Genomic DNA, 17,132 nt, shown 5'->3' with positions numbered 1-17,132 from the left:
ACAAAGGTTTTGTGGTGGGACGCCAAATGGATACTCGCCGCAGACTCCCGTGGGAGCGAGCCTGCTCGCGATGAGGCAACTCGGTTACAAGCTTGAACCTGTCTTGCGCATCCAATACCTGAACAACGGCTCCGCCAGGAACAGCACGAACAGCAGCCGCATCACCTGCAACGCCGTGACCAACGGCACCGACAATTGCAACGTCTCCGCCGTCAGGCTCATCTCCGCGATGCCACCGGGCATCATGCCCAGGGTCAGCGAACGCAAATCCAGGTGAGTCAAGGTGCTCAGGCCCAGGGCCGCGAGCGTGGCGATCAGCATCGTCAATACCGTGCCAACCAATGTACGCCCCATGAACGACGGTGCCCGGCGGAAGAACTGCCGGTTGAAATGACAGCCCAGGCCGCTGCCGATCAGCCATTGGCCGATCTGGCTACCGCCGTCGGGCAGGCCGATGTGCAAATCCCAGCCGATGCTCACCGCCGCGCTGACCAACAGCGGACCGAACAGCCATGGGTTGGGCTGGCGAAGGCGCTCCCAGATCCAGGCGAGCAGTGCGCCGGCCGGGAACAGGATCGCCAGCCACATCCAGTCCACCGTCGTGGCGTGTTGCAGTGGGGTGCCTTCGCCCAGCAGGTACTTGAAGGCGGCGGGAACGCACAGCACCACCACCAGCACGCGTAGGCTCTGGCCCGCGGCGACATGGCTGAGCATCGCGCCGTTGCGGGCGCCGAGGTTGACCATCTCGCCGGAACCGCCTGGCATGCTGGAAAAGAAAGCGGTGGCGCGGTCCTCGCCGGTGCGGCGCATCAGCCACACGCTCACCACGCTGGACACGCTGGTGATCAGCGCGCCGAAGAAAATCAGGCCGAAGTGGCTCAGGACTTGCTCCATCACCACTGGCGTAAAGTGCAGGCCGATACCGATGCCCACCACCCATTGGCCGCATTTGCGGCCGCCGGGGATTTCCATCAATTGCCACGGCGTGAGGCAGCGCACCAGGATGATCGCCAACAGCGAGCCGACCATCCAGGGCAAGGGCCAACCGATCAGGCTGGCCAGATAACCGCCGGCCAGACCGACCAGCGGTGTTCCCCACCATTGTCTGAAAGTTGTCGTCTCAGGCATTGGCCAGGGCACGACGCTGGGCACTGCGGCGACGCCAGATGCGCAGCAGCGGCAGGAACAACATGATTGCCGTCAGGACCCAGCAACCGAAGGTGATCGGGCTCGACCAGAGGATTTCCAGCGCGCCGTTGGAGATCGACAACGCACGACGCAGGTTCTGCTCCATCAGGCCGCCAAGGATGAAGCCCAGCAGGACTGGCGACAGCGGGAACTCAAGCTTGCGCAGGATATAGCCGAAGATACCGATGCCGATCATCAGGAACAGGTCGAACGTGGTGGCGTGTACCGCATAGACACCGATCCCGGTGATGATTGCGATGACCGGCACCAGCGCCCAGTTCGGCACCGCCAGGATGCGCGTAAACACGCGGATCATAGGGATGTTGAGGATCACCAGCATGACGTTGGCGATGAACAACGAGGCGATCAGGCCCCAGACGATGTCCGGTTGCTGTTGGAACAGCAGCGGGCCGGGGGTGATGTTGTACAGCGACAGCGCGCCGATCATGACCGCCGTGGTGCCCGAGCCGGGAACGCCGAGGGTCAGCATAGGCACGAGGGCGCCGCAGGCTGCGCCACCGATGGCGGTTTCCGGCGCCGCGAGGCCACGCTTGTCGCCCTGGCCGAACGTACCGGTGGCACCGGCCATGCGTTTTTCAGTCATATAGGCTACGGCACTGGCCAAGGTCGCGCCGGCACCTGGCAATACGCCCATGATGAAACCGAGCACGCCACAGCGCATGTTCACCCAGAACACCGAGGCAGCTTCCTTGACGTTGAACATCATCCGCCCGGTGGCTTTCACAGCTTCCTGGCCGCGATGGGTTTTTTCCAGCAGCAACAGAATCTCGCTGATGGAGAACAGGCCCAGCACCAGCACGACGAACTGGATGCCATCGGTCAAGTGAATGTTGTCACCGGTGAAGCGGTAGACGCCGCTGTTGGCGTCGATGCCGACGCACGACAGGAACAGGCCGATCAGCGCCGCGATGAACGTCTTGAGCGGTCGATCACCGGCCATGCCGCCCAGGCAGACGATGGCGAACACCATCAGTACGAAATACTCCGCCGGTCCGAAGGCAATTGCCCATTTGGCCAGCAAGGGAGCAAACAGCACCATGCCGCAGGTGGCGATGAGCGCGCCGAGGAACGAACTCCACGCCGACAATGACAAAGCGACCCCGGCCAGGCCTTGGCGAGCCATTGGGTAGCCGTCCAGCGTGGTCATTACAGTGGACGCTTCGCCCGGGATGTTGAGCAGAATCGAGCTGATACGCCCGCCGTATTCGCAGCCCAGGTAAACGGCCGCCAACAGGATCAACGCCGACTCCGGCGGCAGGCCCAGGGCGAAGGCGATCGGGATCAGCAGCGCCACGCCGTTGATCGGGCCCAGGCCCGGCAGCAGCCCTACGACGGTGCCGATCAAGGTGCCGCTCAACGCGGTGACGAGGTTGTAGGGAGTCAATGCAACGCCAAAACCCTGGCCGAGATAATTCAGGGTATCCATATCAATTCTCCAGGACGTCGAGCAGGCCCAGGGGCAGCGGCACGTCCATCAGCTTGTCGAACAACAGATAAAGACCAATGGCCATCAGGCTGATGATCACTACGCTCGGTACCCAGCGGCCGCCGTACAGGCGCGCCATCGGCACGCCAGTGACAATGCTGGCGAGGATGAAGCCCAGGGGTTCGAACGTTCCGGCGAAGACCAACAGCAGCAAAACGCAGATGCCGATTTTCTGCAGGGTTTCACGGTCCAGTTGCGGGTCGTCTTCGCTGTGCACGACGGGGGTAGGACGAAACAGCATGTACAGCAGCGCCAGCCCCATCAGCCCGATTATCAGCAGGGGAAAGGCGCGCGGGCCGACCGGTTCATAGGAAAAGGCGGCCTGATAAGGCCAGGCCATCAGCGCCAGGCCGATACAGGCCAGCAGCAGCACCGCGGCAACAATACGTTGGATGACGAGCATGACTAACTCCTGGGCGGCGCCGGTTGTGCCGACGCCGCCGCGAGACAGGGGCGATTACTGGATCAGGCCGAACTCTTTGGCCAGCATCTTGTAGTCGGCCACTTGCTTCTTCACGTAGGTGTCCAGCTCCGGACCGGTCATGGCGAACGGGAACAGTTCGCGCTGGTCACGCAGCTTGGCGAACTCTTCGGAGGCCAGCAGTTTGTCGAAGGCGTTTTTCCACCAGGCGTATTCCTCATCGGTGACCTTCGGGCCCAGGTAGAAGCCACGTACCACCGGCCAGCGGATGTCGTAGCCTTGTTCCACGGCGGTCGGGATGTCTTTCATTTCCGGCTCGTCCAGGCGCTTATCGGAGAATACGGCCAGCAGACGCATGTCGCCGCTCAGGATGTGTGGCATGGAGTCGGAGATGTCCGTACTGCCCACCTGGATATGACCGCCGAGCAGAGCGGTAGCGATTTCGCCGCCGCCTTCAAGGGCCACGTAGCGCAGTTTGCGCGGGTCGATACCGGCAGCCTTGGCAATCAAAGCGGTCTGCATCCAGTCCTGGCTACCGACGGTGCCGCCAGAGCCGATCACCACCGAGCCAGGATCTTTCTTCAGAGCCTGTACCAGATCGTCGAGATTCTTGTAGGGCGAATCGCTTTTCACCGCGATGGCGCCATAGCTGGTGCCGACGGCAGCGAGCCAGCGCACATTGGTTTCATCGAAACGGCCGAACTTGCCTTGCGCCAGGTTCAGCAACGAGCCGCTGGACCAGGCCACCAGCGTGCCGGCGTCTGCCGGGCGCTGCGCAACCACTGCGTTGTAGGCCACCGCGCCGACACCGCCGGGCATGTAGGTGACGCGCATCGGCTTGGTCAGCAGCTTTTCATTGACCAGTGCGCTTTGCGCCAATTTGCAGGTCAGGTCGAAACCACCGCCGGGTGCGGCGGGGGCGATGCACTCAGGGCGCTTCGGCTCTTTGGACGAATCAGCGGCGAGCGTTTGCCCGGCGAGCATCAGGCATCCGACGGCAAGGGCTACTTTACGCAGTGCTAGGTTCATTTTTGTCTCCACAGGAGTTGTTGTTTTGTGTTTCAAATCAGGCTTCACAGAACATGTACGGTGCAGACCCCGAACGCGTTTCAAAGACGCAGCAGTTCGGTCTGCGCAGAGGCACAGGCAAGGGTAGTCTGGTTGGGGCAGCAAAGGCGGGTGGGCATTGAAGCCTGGAGCTGTATGGACAGCATGGTGAATACTCCGCTTATTGTTTTTATTCGGCGAAAACGCTTCGTGGCGTTTTTCGTTCGCGAGGTGCGTCGCGACCGGCAGTCGAAACTGTCCGTGGAGCGACTCTAACGACCCAACCTTTCGCTAACCTTTCAAAAGCTTTCAGGATGATTTTTGGCTTCACAGTGGCGGATGCGGCTGTAAACTCCGCGCCAAAGAATGGCGCCGGCCATCCCTGAATCGAGGAAAAACCCATGCGTGTTCTGCTCGTCGAAGACCATCTGCAGCTGGCCGAAAGTGTCGCCCAGGCGCTCAAGAGCACGGGTTTGACAGTGGACGTGCTGCACGATGGGGTGGCCGCTGACCTGGCCCTGAGCAGCGAGGAATACGCCGTGGCGATTCTAGATGTGGGGCTGCCGCGCATGGACGGTTTCGAAGTGCTGGCGCGCTTGCGGGCGCGGGGCAAGACCTTGCCGGTGCTGATGTTGACCGCGCGCAGCGACGTCAAGGACCGCGTCCACGGCCTGAACCTCGGCGCCGATGATTACCTGGCCAAGCCATTCGAACTGACCGAGCTGGAAGCCCGGGTCAAGGCGTTGCTGCGCCGTAGCGTACTCGGGGGCGAGCGCCAGCAGCGCTGCGGTGGGTTGGTCTACGACCTGGACACCCGCCGCTTCACCCTTGATGAGGAACTGATGACCTTGACCTCCCGCGAGCAGGCGGTCCTGGAGGCGTTGATAGCTCGACCGGGGCGGGTGATGAGCAAGGAACAACTGGCCGCCCAGGTGTTTGGCCTGGACGAAGAGGCCAGCCCCGACGCCATCGAGATCTACGTTCATCGGCTGCGTAAGAAACTCGATGGCCATGCGGTGGCGATCGTGACGTTCCGGGGCCTGGGCTATTTGCTGGAAACCCGTGATGCATAAGCCCGACAGCCTGCGCTGGCGGCTCCTTCGCAACCTTGCATCGCTGCTGGTGGTGCTGATGCTCGCCAGTGGCCTGAGTGCCTATTGGAATGGTCGCGAAGCGGCCGATACTGCCTATGACCGGACGTTGCTGGCTTCGGCCCGGACCATTGCCGCCGGGCTTTCCCAGCGAGACGGCACCCTGAGTGCGGACGTGCCGTACGTGGCCTTGGACACCTTCGCCTATGACAGCGCCGGGCGTATCTACTATCAGGTCAACGATATCCACCAGAAGCTGATCTCCGGGTACGAAAATCTTCCTGGCCCGCCGCCGGGTACGCCGCGCACGGACGATTACCCCGCGCTGGCGCGCTTCTATAACGCCTCCTATCAGGGCCAGAATGTGCGCGTCGTAAGCCTGCTCAAGGCCGTGAGCGAGCCGGAGATGAACGGCATGGCGGAAATCCGCGTGGCGGAAACCGAAGAGGCGCGGGTCAGCATGGCGCGCAGCTTGATGGCCGATACCTTGCTGCGGTTGGGCATGCTGGCGGTGGGTGCGCTGCTTTTGGTGTGGTTCGCGGTCAGTGCCGCGCTGCGTCCCCTGGAACGCTTGCGCACGGCGGTGGAAGAGCGGCAGCCAGACGATCTGCGACCGCTGCCGCTGGTGGAAGTCCAACATGAGTTATGGCCGCTGGTACGGGCACTCAATCACTTCACCGAGCGCCTGCGCGGCCAATTCGAGCGTCAGGCGCAATTCATTGCCGACGCCGCCCATGAGCTGCGAACGCCATTGGCCGCCCTCAAGGCTCGCCTGGAGCTGGGCCTGCGCGCCAGCGAACCGGCCACGTGGCGCCAAACCCTGGAGACCGCCGCCCAGGGCACCGACCGCTTGACCCACCTGGCCAACCAGTTGCTGTCATTGGCCCGGGTGGAAAATGGCGCCCGGGCGATTGCCGAGGGCGGCGCGCAATTGCTCGACCTGAGCCAGCTCGCCCGTGAGCTGGGCATGGCCATGGCACCCTTGGCCCATGCCCGTGGGGTCGCGTTGGCGCTGGAGGCAGATGAGCCCGTCTGGTTGCGGGGCGAACCGACGTTGCTGAACGAACTGTTGAGCAACCTGGTGGACAACGCCCTGGCCCACACCCCCTCGGATGGCAACGTCATCCTGCGGGTGATCGCGCCGGCGATCCTGGAAGTCGAGGACGACGGCCCCGGCATTCCTGAGACTGAGCGCGAGCGAGTGTTCGAGCGCTTCTATCGACGCAACCAGCAAGTGGCCGGTTCTGGCTTGGGATTGGCGATCGTCGGGGAAATCTGTCGCGCGCATCTGGCCCAGATCACCCTGCATGACGGGCAGGAGAGTGGGCTGAAGGTGCGGGTGAGTTTTATCCCCGGCTAAGCCAGGCAATGCAAAACCCGTGGAAAGGGAGCAAAGTCCCTCGCCACAACGGGCTTTGTCAGTAAAACATCGACCGCGCTTCTTCCAGATCCGCGCAGCGGTCGTGGTTGTCCAGGTCAATGCCCAGCTTCTTGATCGCGGGGACGCCAAATACGTCGATTCTGCTCAGCGGATGGTCGGAGTCCTTGTAGCAGTACAGTGCGGCGACTTGCACCAGGTCGACGTAATCGAGTTGTTCCGAATCCCGGGTGAAATCCAGATACAACCCCGGCAACCTCATCAATCGTTCCGGAAACTCCCAGACGCTGAGCAGCTTGTCCCCCAACACGGGATGAATCGTCTCGATGACGTGGTTGAGGCTGATTGGATCCGACAGCAATTCGTTGTTGTCTTCGGCGTACGTCAGGATCGGCAGCACGCCGATCTGATGGACCAATCCGCCCAGCGCGGCCTGGTCAGGCTTGAGGTGGGTATAGCTGCGACATAGCGCATAACTGACGCCGGCGATCTCCAGGCTCTTGCGCCACACCTCACGCATCTTCTGTTCCACAACATCGGAGCGGGCATGGAATATCTGCTCCATGACCAGGCCAATCGCCAGGTTACTGCTGTAGTTGACGCCCAGCCGAGTGATGGCCGTGTGCAAGTCCGTCACTTCCTGCGTGGCGCGTAGCAGCGGGCTGTTGACCACTTTTATCAGGCGCGCCGAGAGTGCCGTGTCACGACCGATCACTTTGCTCAGGTTACTGACACTGATCTCCGGATCTTCCGCGGCCCGGCGAATCTGCATGGCCACTTCCGGTAGTGTGGGCAGGACCAGGTCGTCCTTATCGATGGCCGCCACCAAATCCCGCTGGACCTTATCCGCCAAATCGCTCATTTCGGTTCTCTAGGTGTTGCGACAAAATGTTGCGATCAACGCTGGATTTCGCGGTCGCGGTCCAGTTCGTAAGGCAAGTCCAGCAATTGTAGCGCGGGTCCTTCCAAAGCACCGAGGTGCAAATTGCCATCCTCGGCGGCTTCGGCCTGCAACACTCCCAGCAGCTCAATATTCTGCTCGGCCTGGGCAGCAATGACGACCTCGCCGATCGAGCTGCCATGCGTAGGGGAAAACAGCGGGGTGCCAGGCTCCGGCAACTCGGCGGCGTCCAGTTGCAGGCGATACAGGCGACGCTTGAGCTTGCCGAGGTACTGCATGCGCGCGACGATTTCCTGGCCGGTATAGCAGCCTTTCTTGAAGCTGACACCGCCAACGGCCTGCAGGTTGAGCATCTGAGGAATGAACAGTTCGCGTGTGGCCGCCATGACTTGGCCGATTCCCGCACGAACCTGGCCCAGCAGCCAGCGGTTCAAGTCGCCTTCGCCCAGTTGCGAGCCCAGGCGAGCGCGCAGCGTATCGGCCTGTTCGGCGCGGACCCAGAGTTCGGCGCGGCCCGGGGATACGCGGATGGCGATCAAGGATTCATGGCGTGCCATGCTATCGGTGTCGGCCGGCAGCTCCAGGCCCAGTTCGCTGAGGGCGGCGTCAGCGTTTTCCAGTCCGAAGCGAACCCAGGCCGGGCTTTCATCGGTGAGTTTGGATTTGGAAAACACCGCGTATTTTTTCAGGTCCGCCAGTTGCGGTTCGAGTAACTCGCTGGCCATCGCCATGAGTACGCCGTCGCCCTCGAGCAGGATCCGGAAGCTTGATTGCATCCGGCCTTTCTGTGTGCAGCGGGCGCCGAGGCTGGCCCGGCTGTCGCTCAGGTAATTGAGATTGCAGGTCAATTGGCCTTGCAGGAATTTACCGGCATCCACGCCGCGGACCGCGAGAATGCCTTCGTGGGACAGGGTGCAGAAAAAAGCGGAATCAGCCATGGGTCATCGCAGGGTAAAAAAGTCTGGTGGACATCATAAGGGGGCGCCCTTGAAATGGGTAGTTGCCAAAGGATCGTCGACGGCCGACAAAGCCGTGTGTTCCGCCACGGCCGGGCCTGTATACTTGCGCCCTATTTGAGGAGCGCTCCATGGTCGAAGATGTTGAACTGAATCGCCTCTACTGGCACAGCCGCCGCGGCATGCTTGAGCTTGACGTGTTGCTGGTGCCTTTCGTGAAGGAGGTCTACCCCCACCTCAATGAGGTTGACCGTGCATGCTACGTCCGCCTGCTGGAATGTGAGGACCAGGACATGTTCGGCTGGTTCATGGAACGCAGTGAGTCCGAAGATCCGGAGTTGCAGCGCATGGTCCGGATGATCCTGGACCGTGTCCAACCCAAGTAATCGCTTCGAATGCCGCTGGCGCGCCTCCGGGCAGTTGTTGGCGGCCTATCTGCTGGCGCAGCTGTTCGCCCTTGGCTCGTTGTTGCTATTGGCCGTCCCACCCGGGTTCGCAGCCGTCGGCATCATACTGTGCCTGGGCCATGGCGCCTGGGTACTGCCGCGACACCTGCTGCTGACCCATCGACAGGCGTTTCGCGGCTTGCGTCGCGATGCCGGTGGCTGGCAGCTATGGAGCTCCGACGGCGGCTGGCAATCGGTGCAGTTGCGGCCCGATAGCCTCGCATTGCCGATAATCGTCGTGTTGCGCTTTCGGCTCCAGGGCGAGCGGCGGGTCCGCTCGCTGTGTGTGCCCCGTGATGCGCTGGCGCCGGATGTGCACCGACGCCTGCGAGTGCGGCTCAGGTTCAGCCGGCGTAGGTGGGCGGCACCAGGATAGTATCCAATGGCTCGGGCAACAGGTCTGGGTAATCGAGGGTGTAATGCAGCCCTCGACTTTCCTTGCGTTCCATCGCCGAGCGAATCATCAGTTCGGCCACTTGCGCGAGGTTGCGCAGTTCGATCAGGTCCCGGCTGACCTTGTAGTTACTGTAGAACTCATCGATCTCATCGAGCAGCAGTCGTACCCGATGCTGGGCCCGTTGCAAGCGTTTGTTGGTGCGCACGATCCCAACGTAGTCCCACATGAAGCGCCGCAGTTCGTCCCAGTTGTGGGCGATGATGACGTCTTCATCCGAGTCGGTGACCTGGCTGGCATCCCACGAGGGCAGGGCGGCAGGTATGTCGATGCGCGGCAATTGCTCAAGGATGTCGGCCGCTGCCGAGCGGGCGTAGACGAAACATTCCAGCAGCGAATTGCTGGCCATGCGATTGGCGCCGTGCAGCCCGGTGAAACTGGTTTCGCCAATGGCATACAGGCCGGGGACGTCGGTGCGACCGAACTGATCGACCATGACCCCGCCGCAGGTGTAATGCGCCGCCGGCACCACCGGGATAGGCTGCTTGGTGATGTCGATGGAAAATTCCAGGCAGCGTTCGTAGACCGTCGGGAAATGACTCTTGATGAACGCTTCGGGCTTGTGGCTGATATCCAGGTAAACGCAGTCGATGCCCAGGCGCTTCATCTCATGGTCGATGGCTCGGGCAACGATGTCCCGTGGGGCCAGTTCGGCGCGGGGATCGAAGCGCTGCATGAAGCGTTCCCCGTTGGGCAGCTTCAGGTGCGCGCCTTCGCCGCGCAGGGCCTCGGTCACCAAAAAACTCTTGGCGAGCGGGTGATATAAACAAGTCGGGTGGAATTGGTTGAACTCCAGGTTCGCCACCCGGCAACCGGAACGCCAGGCCATGGCAATGCCGTCACCGCAGGCGCCGTCCGGGTTGCTGGTGTAGAGGTAGACCTTGGCCGCGCCACCGGAGGCCAGGATCACGAAGCGCGCCCCGTAGGTGTCGACTTCGCCCGTGCCACGGTTGAGCACATAGGCGCCCAGGCAGCGATCACCGTTCAGACCCAGGCGTTTTTCGGTAATCAGATCGATCGCGACCCGTTGCTCCAGCAACTCGATGTTCGGCCGTTGCCTGGCCTGGGCCAGCAGCGTCTTGAAAATCGCCGCGCCGGTCGCATCGGCGGCATGGATGATCCGCCGATGGCTATGGCCGCCCTCGCGGGTCAGGTGAAATTCAAAGCCGCCATCTTCGGTGCCGGACTGCTCATCGCGGGTGAATGGCACGCCTTGGTCGATCAGCCATTGGATGGCCTCCCTGCTGTGCTCGACGGTAAAGCGCACCGCATCCTGATTGCACAGCCCGCCGCCAGCGTTGAGTGTGTCGTCGACGTGGGATTGGATCGTGTCGGCGTCATCCAGCACGGCCGCGACGCCGCCCTGGGCCCAGAACGTCGAGCCGTTGGCCAGGTCGCCCTTGCTCAGCACGGCGATGCGCAGATGCGCGGGCAAAGTCAACGCCAGGCTCAATCCGGCGGCACCGCTGCCGATTACCAGAACATCATGTTGGAACTGTTGGCTCATTCGAATGATTTCCGCTCAAAGCGACCCGTGAGGGGTTGGCGCCGGACATCCGTTTGACGGGTCGGGCAGCCTTGCAGCCCACTAGTATATAGAGGGGGGGATCGGCACAATAGCCGGGCAATCATGGCGATGTGAAACCAGCGTGACGGAAAAACAACACGCTTCGTCGGATCAGGGTTTTCTTGAAATGGCGACAACGCGACGTTTTCGCGGACAGAACGTTGTTTATCTCGTCACGGTTGCCAGATTTTCGTTTCGAAGAGCTGAAAATAACGGGAACTTTTGCCAAGCGCCTACGTTCAATAGACGGTTGTCTGCAAAAGGGAACAGCGTCGGGTTGGTTAAGGACTTCGATTCAAGTCCTCGTCCGACAGGCCCGGCGACAGATTATTCGCGCAGCCGGGGAATCTCGTGCTGCGTTTTTCGTGCGTGCCGGATCAGAGCGCGCCGGAAACTTGCTTGGAAGGGGGAGAACTTTTGCGAAAAGCCCGAGTCTATGTTTGCAAGCCCGGTCGATTAGTAGTGCAACCCTCCTTCGAGCTTATCGAGGAGTGTTCATGCTAACCCAGGAAGAGGATCAGCAGCTGGTCGAACGCGTTCAGCGCGGCGACAAGCGAGCTTTCGATCTGCTAGTGCTGAAATACCAGCACAAAATTCTCGGGTTGATCGTGCGTTTCGTGCACGACACCCATGAAGCCCAGGATGTTGCCCAGGAAGCCTTCATCAAGGCCTACCGCGCACTTGGAAATTTCCGCGGGGATAGCGCGTTTTACACGTGGCTTTACCGCATCGCCATTAACACGGCGAAAAACTATCTGGTTTCACGCGGCCGCCGGCCGCCGGATAGTGATGTGAGTTCCGAAGATGCTGAGTTCTACGATGGCGATCATGGCCTCAAGGACCTCGAATCTCCGGAGCGTGCATTACTGCGGGATGAGATCGAAGGCACCGTCCATCGAACCATCCAGCAATTGCCTGAAGATTTGCGTACGGCTTTAACTTTACGTGAATTCGACGGTCTGAGTTACGAGGACATTGCGAGCGTCATGCAATGTCCGGTGGGTACCGTGCGCTCCCGGATCTTCCGCGCTCGGGAGGCCATCGATAAAGCCCTGCAACCGTTGTTGCAGGAAAACTGAGACAGCGGCGACAGCCAAGAGAGGAACGCCATGAGTCGTGAAGCCCTGCAGGAATCGCTGTCCGCAGTGATGGATAACGAAGCGGACGAATTGGAATTACGTCGGGTATTGAATGCCTTCGACGATGTTGAAACCCGTGAAACCTGGGCGCGCTATCAGATCGCCCGGGCTGTCATGCACAAGGACCTGCTGCTTCCGCGTCTGGATATCGCTGCGGCAGTGTCTGCTGCGCTGGCTGATGAAGCCGTACCGGCAAAAGCCTCCCGCGGTCCATGGCGTAGCCTGGGTCGCCTGGCTGTAGCTGCTTCGGTCACCGTTGCGGTACTGGCCGGTGTGCGGTTGTACAACCAGGACGAGATCGCTGGCGTTCAAATGGCGCAGCAATCGAACCAGCCAAGCCTGGCAACGCCACAGGTCAAAGGTCCTGCGGTGCTGGCCGGCTACAGTGAAGGTTCGGAAGCTGCTGGCCCGATGAACAATGGTGTCCTGCAAGGACAACCAGGCTGGCACGATCAGCGCCTGCCTAACTACCTGCGCCAGCATGCCCAACAGGCTGCATTGAAGGGCACTGAAAGCGCGCTGCCCTACGCTCGCGCGGCCAGTCTGGAAAACCGTTAAGGAGGACCATGCGCGCCATACCTCTTTTATCGCTTCTGCTCGGTGGCTGGTGCGTGATTCCAGCCCATGCCGGCGAGGCTCAAGACTGGCTTAATCGTCTGAGTCAAGCCGAGCAACAGCAAAGCTTCCAGGGCACTTTCGTTTACGAGCGTAACGGTAGTTTTTCTACCCATAACATCTGGCATCGCGTCCAGGATGGCAAAATCCGCGAGCGGTTGCTCCAGCTCGACGGTTCGGCACAGGAGGTCATGCGCATTGATGGACGTACTCAATGCGTCAGTGGCACCTTGATCGCCGGGCTGGGAAATACGCCAGATGGCACTGCACGTGCGCTCGATCCGCAAAAACTCAAGAATTGGTATGACCTTGCCGTGATCGGCAAGTCGCGTGTGGCTGGGCGACAAGCTGTCATTGTGGCCCTGACTCCGAAGGACCAGCATCGCTACGGGTTCGAGTTGCATCTGGACAAGGAAACCGGGCTGCCGCTCAAATCCCTGCTGCTCAACGACAAGGGACAGTTGCTCGAACGCTTTCAATTCACCCGCCTGAACATCACCTCACCTTCGGACGCTGACCTGCAGGCCAGTGCCGAATGCACGGCTGTTGCGCAGGATCCGAACAAGGCGACGGCAGTGAAGACCGCATGGCGTTCGGACTGGCTTCCGCCGGGCTTTGAATTGACCAGCAGTGTTGCGCGAAATGACCCGGACACCAAAGTGCAGGTCAGCAGCCTCATGTACGACGATGGCCTGGCTCGGTTCTCGGTGTTTCTGGAACCGTTGAACGGCGCCACGGCTACCGATACCCGAACTCAGCTAGGTCCGACCGCCGCCGTATCCCGCCGTCTGACCACGCCGCAAGGTGAAATGATGGTCACGGTGGTAGGTGAGATACCTATCGGGACGGCGGAACGGATCGCGCTTTCCATGCGCTCCGACGTCGCGGCAGCCAAGTAGCCATTGCGCAAGTGGCTCGATTGCGCGGCAGGCCGTTAACGCCAAGGCTTGATCGAATTGCTGAAACTTCCTGTCAGCATTTTCATTTGCAAAAAATCGATTTTTTTTCTATTAGGTCAGAGCCGCTCGGCTCTGGCCTTGTCTGTTTGCGGAACGAAAATACCGGCGTATCGTTCTCCGGTGTTTCAGCTCCATATCGCTTAACCATGCTCGTCGTAACGGGAGCCGTATGTCGATACCACGCTTGAAAACCTATCTCTCCATATTCGCCACCGTGCTGGTCCTCGGTCAGGCCGTTCCCGCAGCGGCGGTCGAATTGCCGGACTTCACCCAACTGGTCGAACAGGCTTCACCCGCAGTCGTGAACATCAGTACGACGCAGAAGCTGCCTGAGCGCCGGGTGATGGACCCACAGATGCCGGACCTGGAAGGTCTGCCACCCATGCTGCGCGAGTTTTTCGAGCGCGGAATGCCGCAGCCCCGTTCACCGGGTGGTGGCCGCCAGCGGGAAGCGCAATCCCTGGGTTCGGGTTTCATTATTTCGCCCGATGGCTACATCCTCACCAATAACCATGTCATCGCGGATGCCGATGAGATCCTGGTCCGCCTGGCCGATCGCAGTGAGCTCAAGGCCAAACTGATCGGCACCGATCCACGGTCCGATGTGGCCCTACTCAAAATCGAAGGCAAGGATTTGCCAGTCCTCAAGCTTGGCAAATCCCAGAACCTGAAGGCCGGCCAATGGGTCGTGGCGATCGGTTCGCCGTTCGGCTTTGACCACACCGTGACCCAGGGCATTGTCAGCGCCATCGGCCGCAGCCTGCCGAACGAGAACTACGTGCCGTTCATCCAGACCGACGTGCCGATCAACCCCGGCAACTCCGGCGGCCCGTTGTTCAACCTTGACGGTGAAGTGGTGGGCATCAATTCCCAGATCTACACCCGCTCGGGCGGGTTCATGGGTGTGTCCTTCGCCATTCCAATCGACGTGGCAATGGACGTTTCCAATCAGTTGAAAAGCGAAGGCAAAGTCAGCCGTGGCTGGCTGGGCGTGGTCATCCAGGAAGTGAACAAGGACCTGGCCGAGTCGTTCGGGCTGGAAAAACCCGCCGGTGCCCTGGTGGCGCAGATCCAGGAAGGTGGCCCGGCTGCCAAGGGCGGCTTGCAGGTTGGTGATGTGATTCTCAGCCTCAATGGCCAGCCGATCGTCATGTCTGCTGACTTGCCGCACCTGGTGGGTGCCCTGAAGGCCGGAGCCAAGGCCAACCTCGAAGTGATTCGCGAAGGCAAGCGCAAGAACGTCGAGTTGACCGTTGGCGCTATCCCGGAAGAGGGCAAGGAGCTGGATTCGCTGCCCAAGTCCGGCGTAGAGCGCAGCAGTAATCGCTTGGGCGTCGCGGTGGTCGAACTGACCGACGAGCAGAAGCGCACTCTGGAACTGCAGGGCGGCGTGGTGATCAGGGAGGTACAGGACGGTCCTGCTGCACTGATCGGCCTGCAACCGGGCGACATCATTACGCACCTGAATAACCAGGCCATCGGGTCCGCCAAGGAGTTCACCGATATCGCCAAGGCCCTGCCGAAGAATCGCTCGGTGTCGATGCGAGTCCTGCGCCAGGGACGTGCGAGCTTCATCACGTTCAAACTGGCTGAATAAGCCCGTCCGCAGCTGAAAAAAAACCGCCTCGATGTATGTCGAGGCGTTTTTTTTATGCCTGGCTGAAGCTCAGCCCATCATGTCCTTGACCATTCGCTCCTGTTCCATAAGCTCACGCTGCCGTGCGTCGATGCGGGACGACAATGGAAAGTTGCCGCCGGCGCGGCGTTTGGCGAAGTCCAATTGTTGAATCGCCTGGCGATAGTCGCCGACCAACGCGAAGTATTCGGCGCGGGCCTGGTGCAAGCCGATGATGTTGCCCGACAGGCCGCGCGTCTCGGCAACCATGTACCAGACGTCCGGATCGTCCGGGCGACTCTTGAGCAGCGTCTCCAGGGCTTTTTCTGCGTCAGCGGGGCGGTTTTGCTTTAGCAGCAGGTCAACGCGCACTTGGTTGAGGGGATAGTTGCCAGGGTATTGAACCAGCATCCGGTCAACGCGGGATTGGGCGTCAGCCAGCTTGTTGTTGGTAATGTCCAGATCGACTTGGGCCAGGTTGTAGATGATTTCGTTGGGTGATTTGGCCAGCAGCGGCTTGAGGTTCTCCCGCGCTTCATTCAACTGGCCACCCTTGACCTGGGCGATGGCCAGGCCATAGCGGGCCACATCGTTTTTGGGGTTCTCGTCCAACAGTGCGCGAAAGCGCTTGGCGGCCAGGCCTGGGGTTTCCTCATAGGTCAGCTGGACGCGCGCACGAATCAGTTGATAACGCATGCTGTCCTCGATGCCCCCCGGCTTGGCCTGTTCGGCGCGGTTGCGGGTGTCGGCGATACGCGACTCGGTGACCGGGTGCGTCAACAGAAACTCCGGAGGCTTGGCGTCAAAGCGGTATTGGCGCATCAGACGCTCGAACATGGTCGGCATGGATCGAGGGTCGTACCCAGCTTTTTCCAGATTCTGGATGCCGATTCGGTCGGCTTCCTGTTCGTTCTGGCGCGAAAAGCGCCGTTGCTCCTGGATGGCGGCGGCCTGGGTCCCCGCGATGGCGGCAATCCCTGCATCGCCCCCGCCAGCGGCGGCGACCACGATGCCAGCCAGCAGCGCGGCCATCATCGGTACTTGCATGCGCTGTTGAGCTTCCACGCCACGGGCGAAGTGGCGCTGCGACAAGTGCGCCAGCTCGTGGGCCATGACCGACGCGTATTCGCCTTCGGTCTGTGCGTTGAGGAACAGCCCGCCGTTGACCCCGACGATTCCGCCCGGTGCGGCGAAGGCGTTGAGCTGCGGGCTGTTGATCAGGATGAATTCCAGGCGCCGGTCATTGACCTGGCTGGTCTCCACCAGCTTGTAGACGCTGGTTTCGACGTAGTCCTTGAGCTGGGGGTCGTTGAGCTGTGAAACCTGGCTGCGCAGCAGCGCCAGCCAGGCGCGGCCCAGTTGGTGCTCCTGTTCTGGCGAGACGATGGCAGAACTGGCGTCGCCAAGTGACGGCAGGTCGTCGGCGAAGCCCGGTGAGGCAAGCAGGCAGGCGAGCGTCAGCAGGGTGGGGCGCAGAAATGTCATGCACGAAGCCTTAGTCGACAAAGACCTTACTGTAGCCGGACAGCGGGTCCGGGACCAGATATTCTAGGCGGCTCGACGACCCGTTGCGGAGTGAAATAATGACCGATGCTGTAGCCCACGATGCCGAGCTGGACGCCAGTGGCCTGAATTGTCCGTTGCCGTTGCTCAAGGCCAAGCTGGAACTCAATCGTCTGACCAGTGGCGCCGTGCTCAAGGTAACCGCCACGGACGCTGGCTCCCAGCGCGATTTCCGCACCTTCGCCCGGTTGGCCGGTCATACGCTGCTGCGTGAAGAGGACGAAAACGGCACCTACCGTTACTGGTTGAAAAAAGCCTGAAGGCAGGCGACATCTCTTAGGGATT

General features: G+C 61.1%; 17 protein-coding genes. 9 read left to right on the top strand and 8 right to left on the bottom strand.

The annotated features are described in order from the left end of the window. Positions 1-84 precede the first annotated feature (84 nt). From J3P76_RS18505 to J3P76_RS18490, 4 genes are read right to left on the bottom strand one after another with little or no spacing between them, the layout of a single operon-like run. Positions 85-1,128: an AbrB family transcriptional regulator gene (locus tag J3P76_RS18505; protein WP_434562808.1), complete on the bottom strand. Its 1,044-nt coding sequence runs from the start codon at positions 1,126-1,128 to the stop codon at positions 85-87. After that, a complete protein-coding gene (locus J3P76_RS18500; protein ID WP_420766717.1) occupies positions 1,121-2,635 on the bottom strand; it encodes a tripartite tricarboxylate transporter permease in 1,515 nt (504 codons plus the stop codon). The genes J3P76_RS18505 and J3P76_RS18500 overlap by 8 nt, the downstream gene beginning before the upstream one ends. Before the next feature lies 1 nt (position 2,636). Beyond that, a complete protein-coding gene (locus J3P76_RS18495; protein WP_434562810.1) occupies positions 2,637-3,098 on the bottom strand; it encodes a tripartite tricarboxylate transporter TctB family protein in 462 nt (153 codons plus the stop codon). A 54-nt stretch (positions 3,099-3,152) separates the two neighbouring features. Continuing rightward, entirely contained in the window at positions 3,153-4,145 is a 993-nt protein-coding gene (locus tag J3P76_RS18490; protein WP_420766715.1) for a Bug family tripartite tricarboxylate transporter substrate binding protein, read from the bottom strand. Between the two features lie 419 nt (positions 4,146-4,564). On the opposite strand from J3P76_RS18490, the gene J3P76_RS18485 reads away from it, so the two are divergent. Next, positions 4,565-5,236, top strand: coding sequence for a response regulator (locus tag J3P76_RS18485; protein ID WP_420766714.1), 672 nt, complete (start codon positions 4,565-4,567; stop codon positions 5,234-5,236). Beyond that, positions 5,229-6,614, top strand: a complete 1,386-nt coding sequence (locus J3P76_RS18480) for a sensor histidine kinase (protein ID WP_434701078.1) — start codon at positions 5,229-5,231, stop codon at positions 6,612-6,614. Before J3P76_RS18485 ends, J3P76_RS18480 begins: the two co-directional genes overlap by 8 nt. Before the next feature lie 58 nt (positions 6,615-6,672). Here J3P76_RS18480 and J3P76_RS18475 read toward each other — a convergent pair whose 3' ends face one another. Next, the gene (locus tag J3P76_RS18475; protein WP_420766712.1) at positions 6,673-7,494 is read right to left on the bottom strand and encodes an HDOD domain-containing protein; all 822 of its coding nucleotides are present in this window, start codon (positions 7,492-7,494) and stop codon (positions 6,673-6,675) included. 35 nt (positions 7,495-7,529) lie between these two features. Next, on the bottom strand, positions 7,530-8,471 hold the full coding sequence (locus J3P76_RS18470; RefSeq protein WP_434701077.1) for a YgfZ/GcvT domain-containing protein: 942 nt from the start codon (positions 8,469-8,471) through the stop codon (positions 7,530-7,532). A 149-nt stretch (positions 8,472-8,620) separates the two neighbouring features. Between J3P76_RS18470 and J3P76_RS18465 the strand changes: the two genes are divergently transcribed. Together J3P76_RS18465 and J3P76_RS18460 are read left to right on the top strand one after the other, a co-directional pair. After that, positions 8,621-8,875: a succinate dehydrogenase assembly factor 2 gene (locus J3P76_RS18465; protein ID WP_003184348.1), complete on the top strand. Its 255-nt coding sequence runs from the start codon at positions 8,621-8,623 to the stop codon at positions 8,873-8,875. Continuing rightward, a complete protein-coding gene (locus J3P76_RS18460) occupies positions 8,859-9,311 on the top strand; it encodes a protein YgfX (protein ID WP_434610097.1) in 453 nt (150 codons plus the stop codon). Before J3P76_RS18465 ends, J3P76_RS18460 begins: the two co-directional genes overlap by 17 nt. Here J3P76_RS18460 and nadB read toward each other — a convergent pair. Next, positions 9,280-10,896, bottom strand: coding sequence for an L-aspartate oxidase (nadB, locus tag J3P76_RS18455; RefSeq protein ID WP_434675236.1), 1,617 nt, complete (start codon positions 10,894-10,896; stop codon positions 9,280-9,282). The genes J3P76_RS18460 and nadB overlap by 32 nt on opposite strands. 557 nt (positions 10,897-11,453) lie before the next feature. On the opposite strand from nadB, the gene rpoE reads away from it, so the two are divergent. The 4 genes from rpoE (at position 11,454) to J3P76_RS18435 (ending at position 15,266) form a co-directional block, all read left to right on the top strand. Then, positions 11,454-12,035, top strand: coding sequence for an RNA polymerase sigma factor RpoE (rpoE, locus tag J3P76_RS18450; protein ID WP_003172477.1), 582 nt, complete (start codon positions 11,454-11,456; stop codon positions 12,033-12,035). Positions 12,036-12,065: 30 nt separating this feature from the next. Continuing rightward, positions 12,066-12,653, top strand: coding sequence for a sigma-E factor negative regulatory protein (locus J3P76_RS18445; protein WP_039593313.1), 588 nt, complete (start codon positions 12,066-12,068; stop codon positions 12,651-12,653). A gap of 8 nt (positions 12,654-12,661) precedes the next feature. Then, a complete protein-coding gene (locus J3P76_RS18440; RefSeq protein WP_420766708.1) occupies positions 12,662-13,609 on the top strand; it encodes a MucB/RseB C-terminal domain-containing protein in 948 nt (315 codons plus the stop codon). Between the two features lie 229 nt (positions 13,610-13,838). Beyond that, positions 13,839-15,266: a DegQ family serine endoprotease gene (locus tag J3P76_RS18435; RefSeq protein ID WP_434701075.1), complete on the top strand. Its 1,428-nt coding sequence runs from the start codon at positions 13,839-13,841 to the stop codon at positions 15,264-15,266. 69 nt (positions 15,267-15,335) lie between these two features. Here J3P76_RS18435 and J3P76_RS18430 read toward each other — a convergent pair whose 3' ends face one another. Then, positions 15,336-16,769 (bottom strand): M48 family metalloprotease, encoded by a 1,434-nt coding sequence (locus J3P76_RS18430; protein ID WP_434562824.1) that lies wholly within the window; start codon positions 16,767-16,769, stop codon positions 15,336-15,338. Positions 16,770-16,867: 98 nt separating this feature from the next. On the opposite strand from J3P76_RS18430, the gene J3P76_RS18425 reads away from it, so the two are divergent. Beyond that, on the top strand, positions 16,868-17,107 hold the full coding sequence (locus J3P76_RS18425; protein ID WP_434562826.1) for a sulfurtransferase TusA family protein: 240 nt from the start codon (positions 16,868-16,870) through the stop codon (positions 17,105-17,107). Positions 17,108-17,132: the final 25 nt, after the last annotated feature.

Origin of the sequence: Pseudomonas sp. D1-36 (assembly GCF_051132205.1) — a bacterium.
Taxonomy (GTDB): domain Bacteria; phylum Pseudomonadota; class Gammaproteobacteria; order Pseudomonadales; family Pseudomonadaceae; genus Aquipseudomonas.
This window is presented reverse-complemented; position numbering and strand designations above follow the sequence as displayed.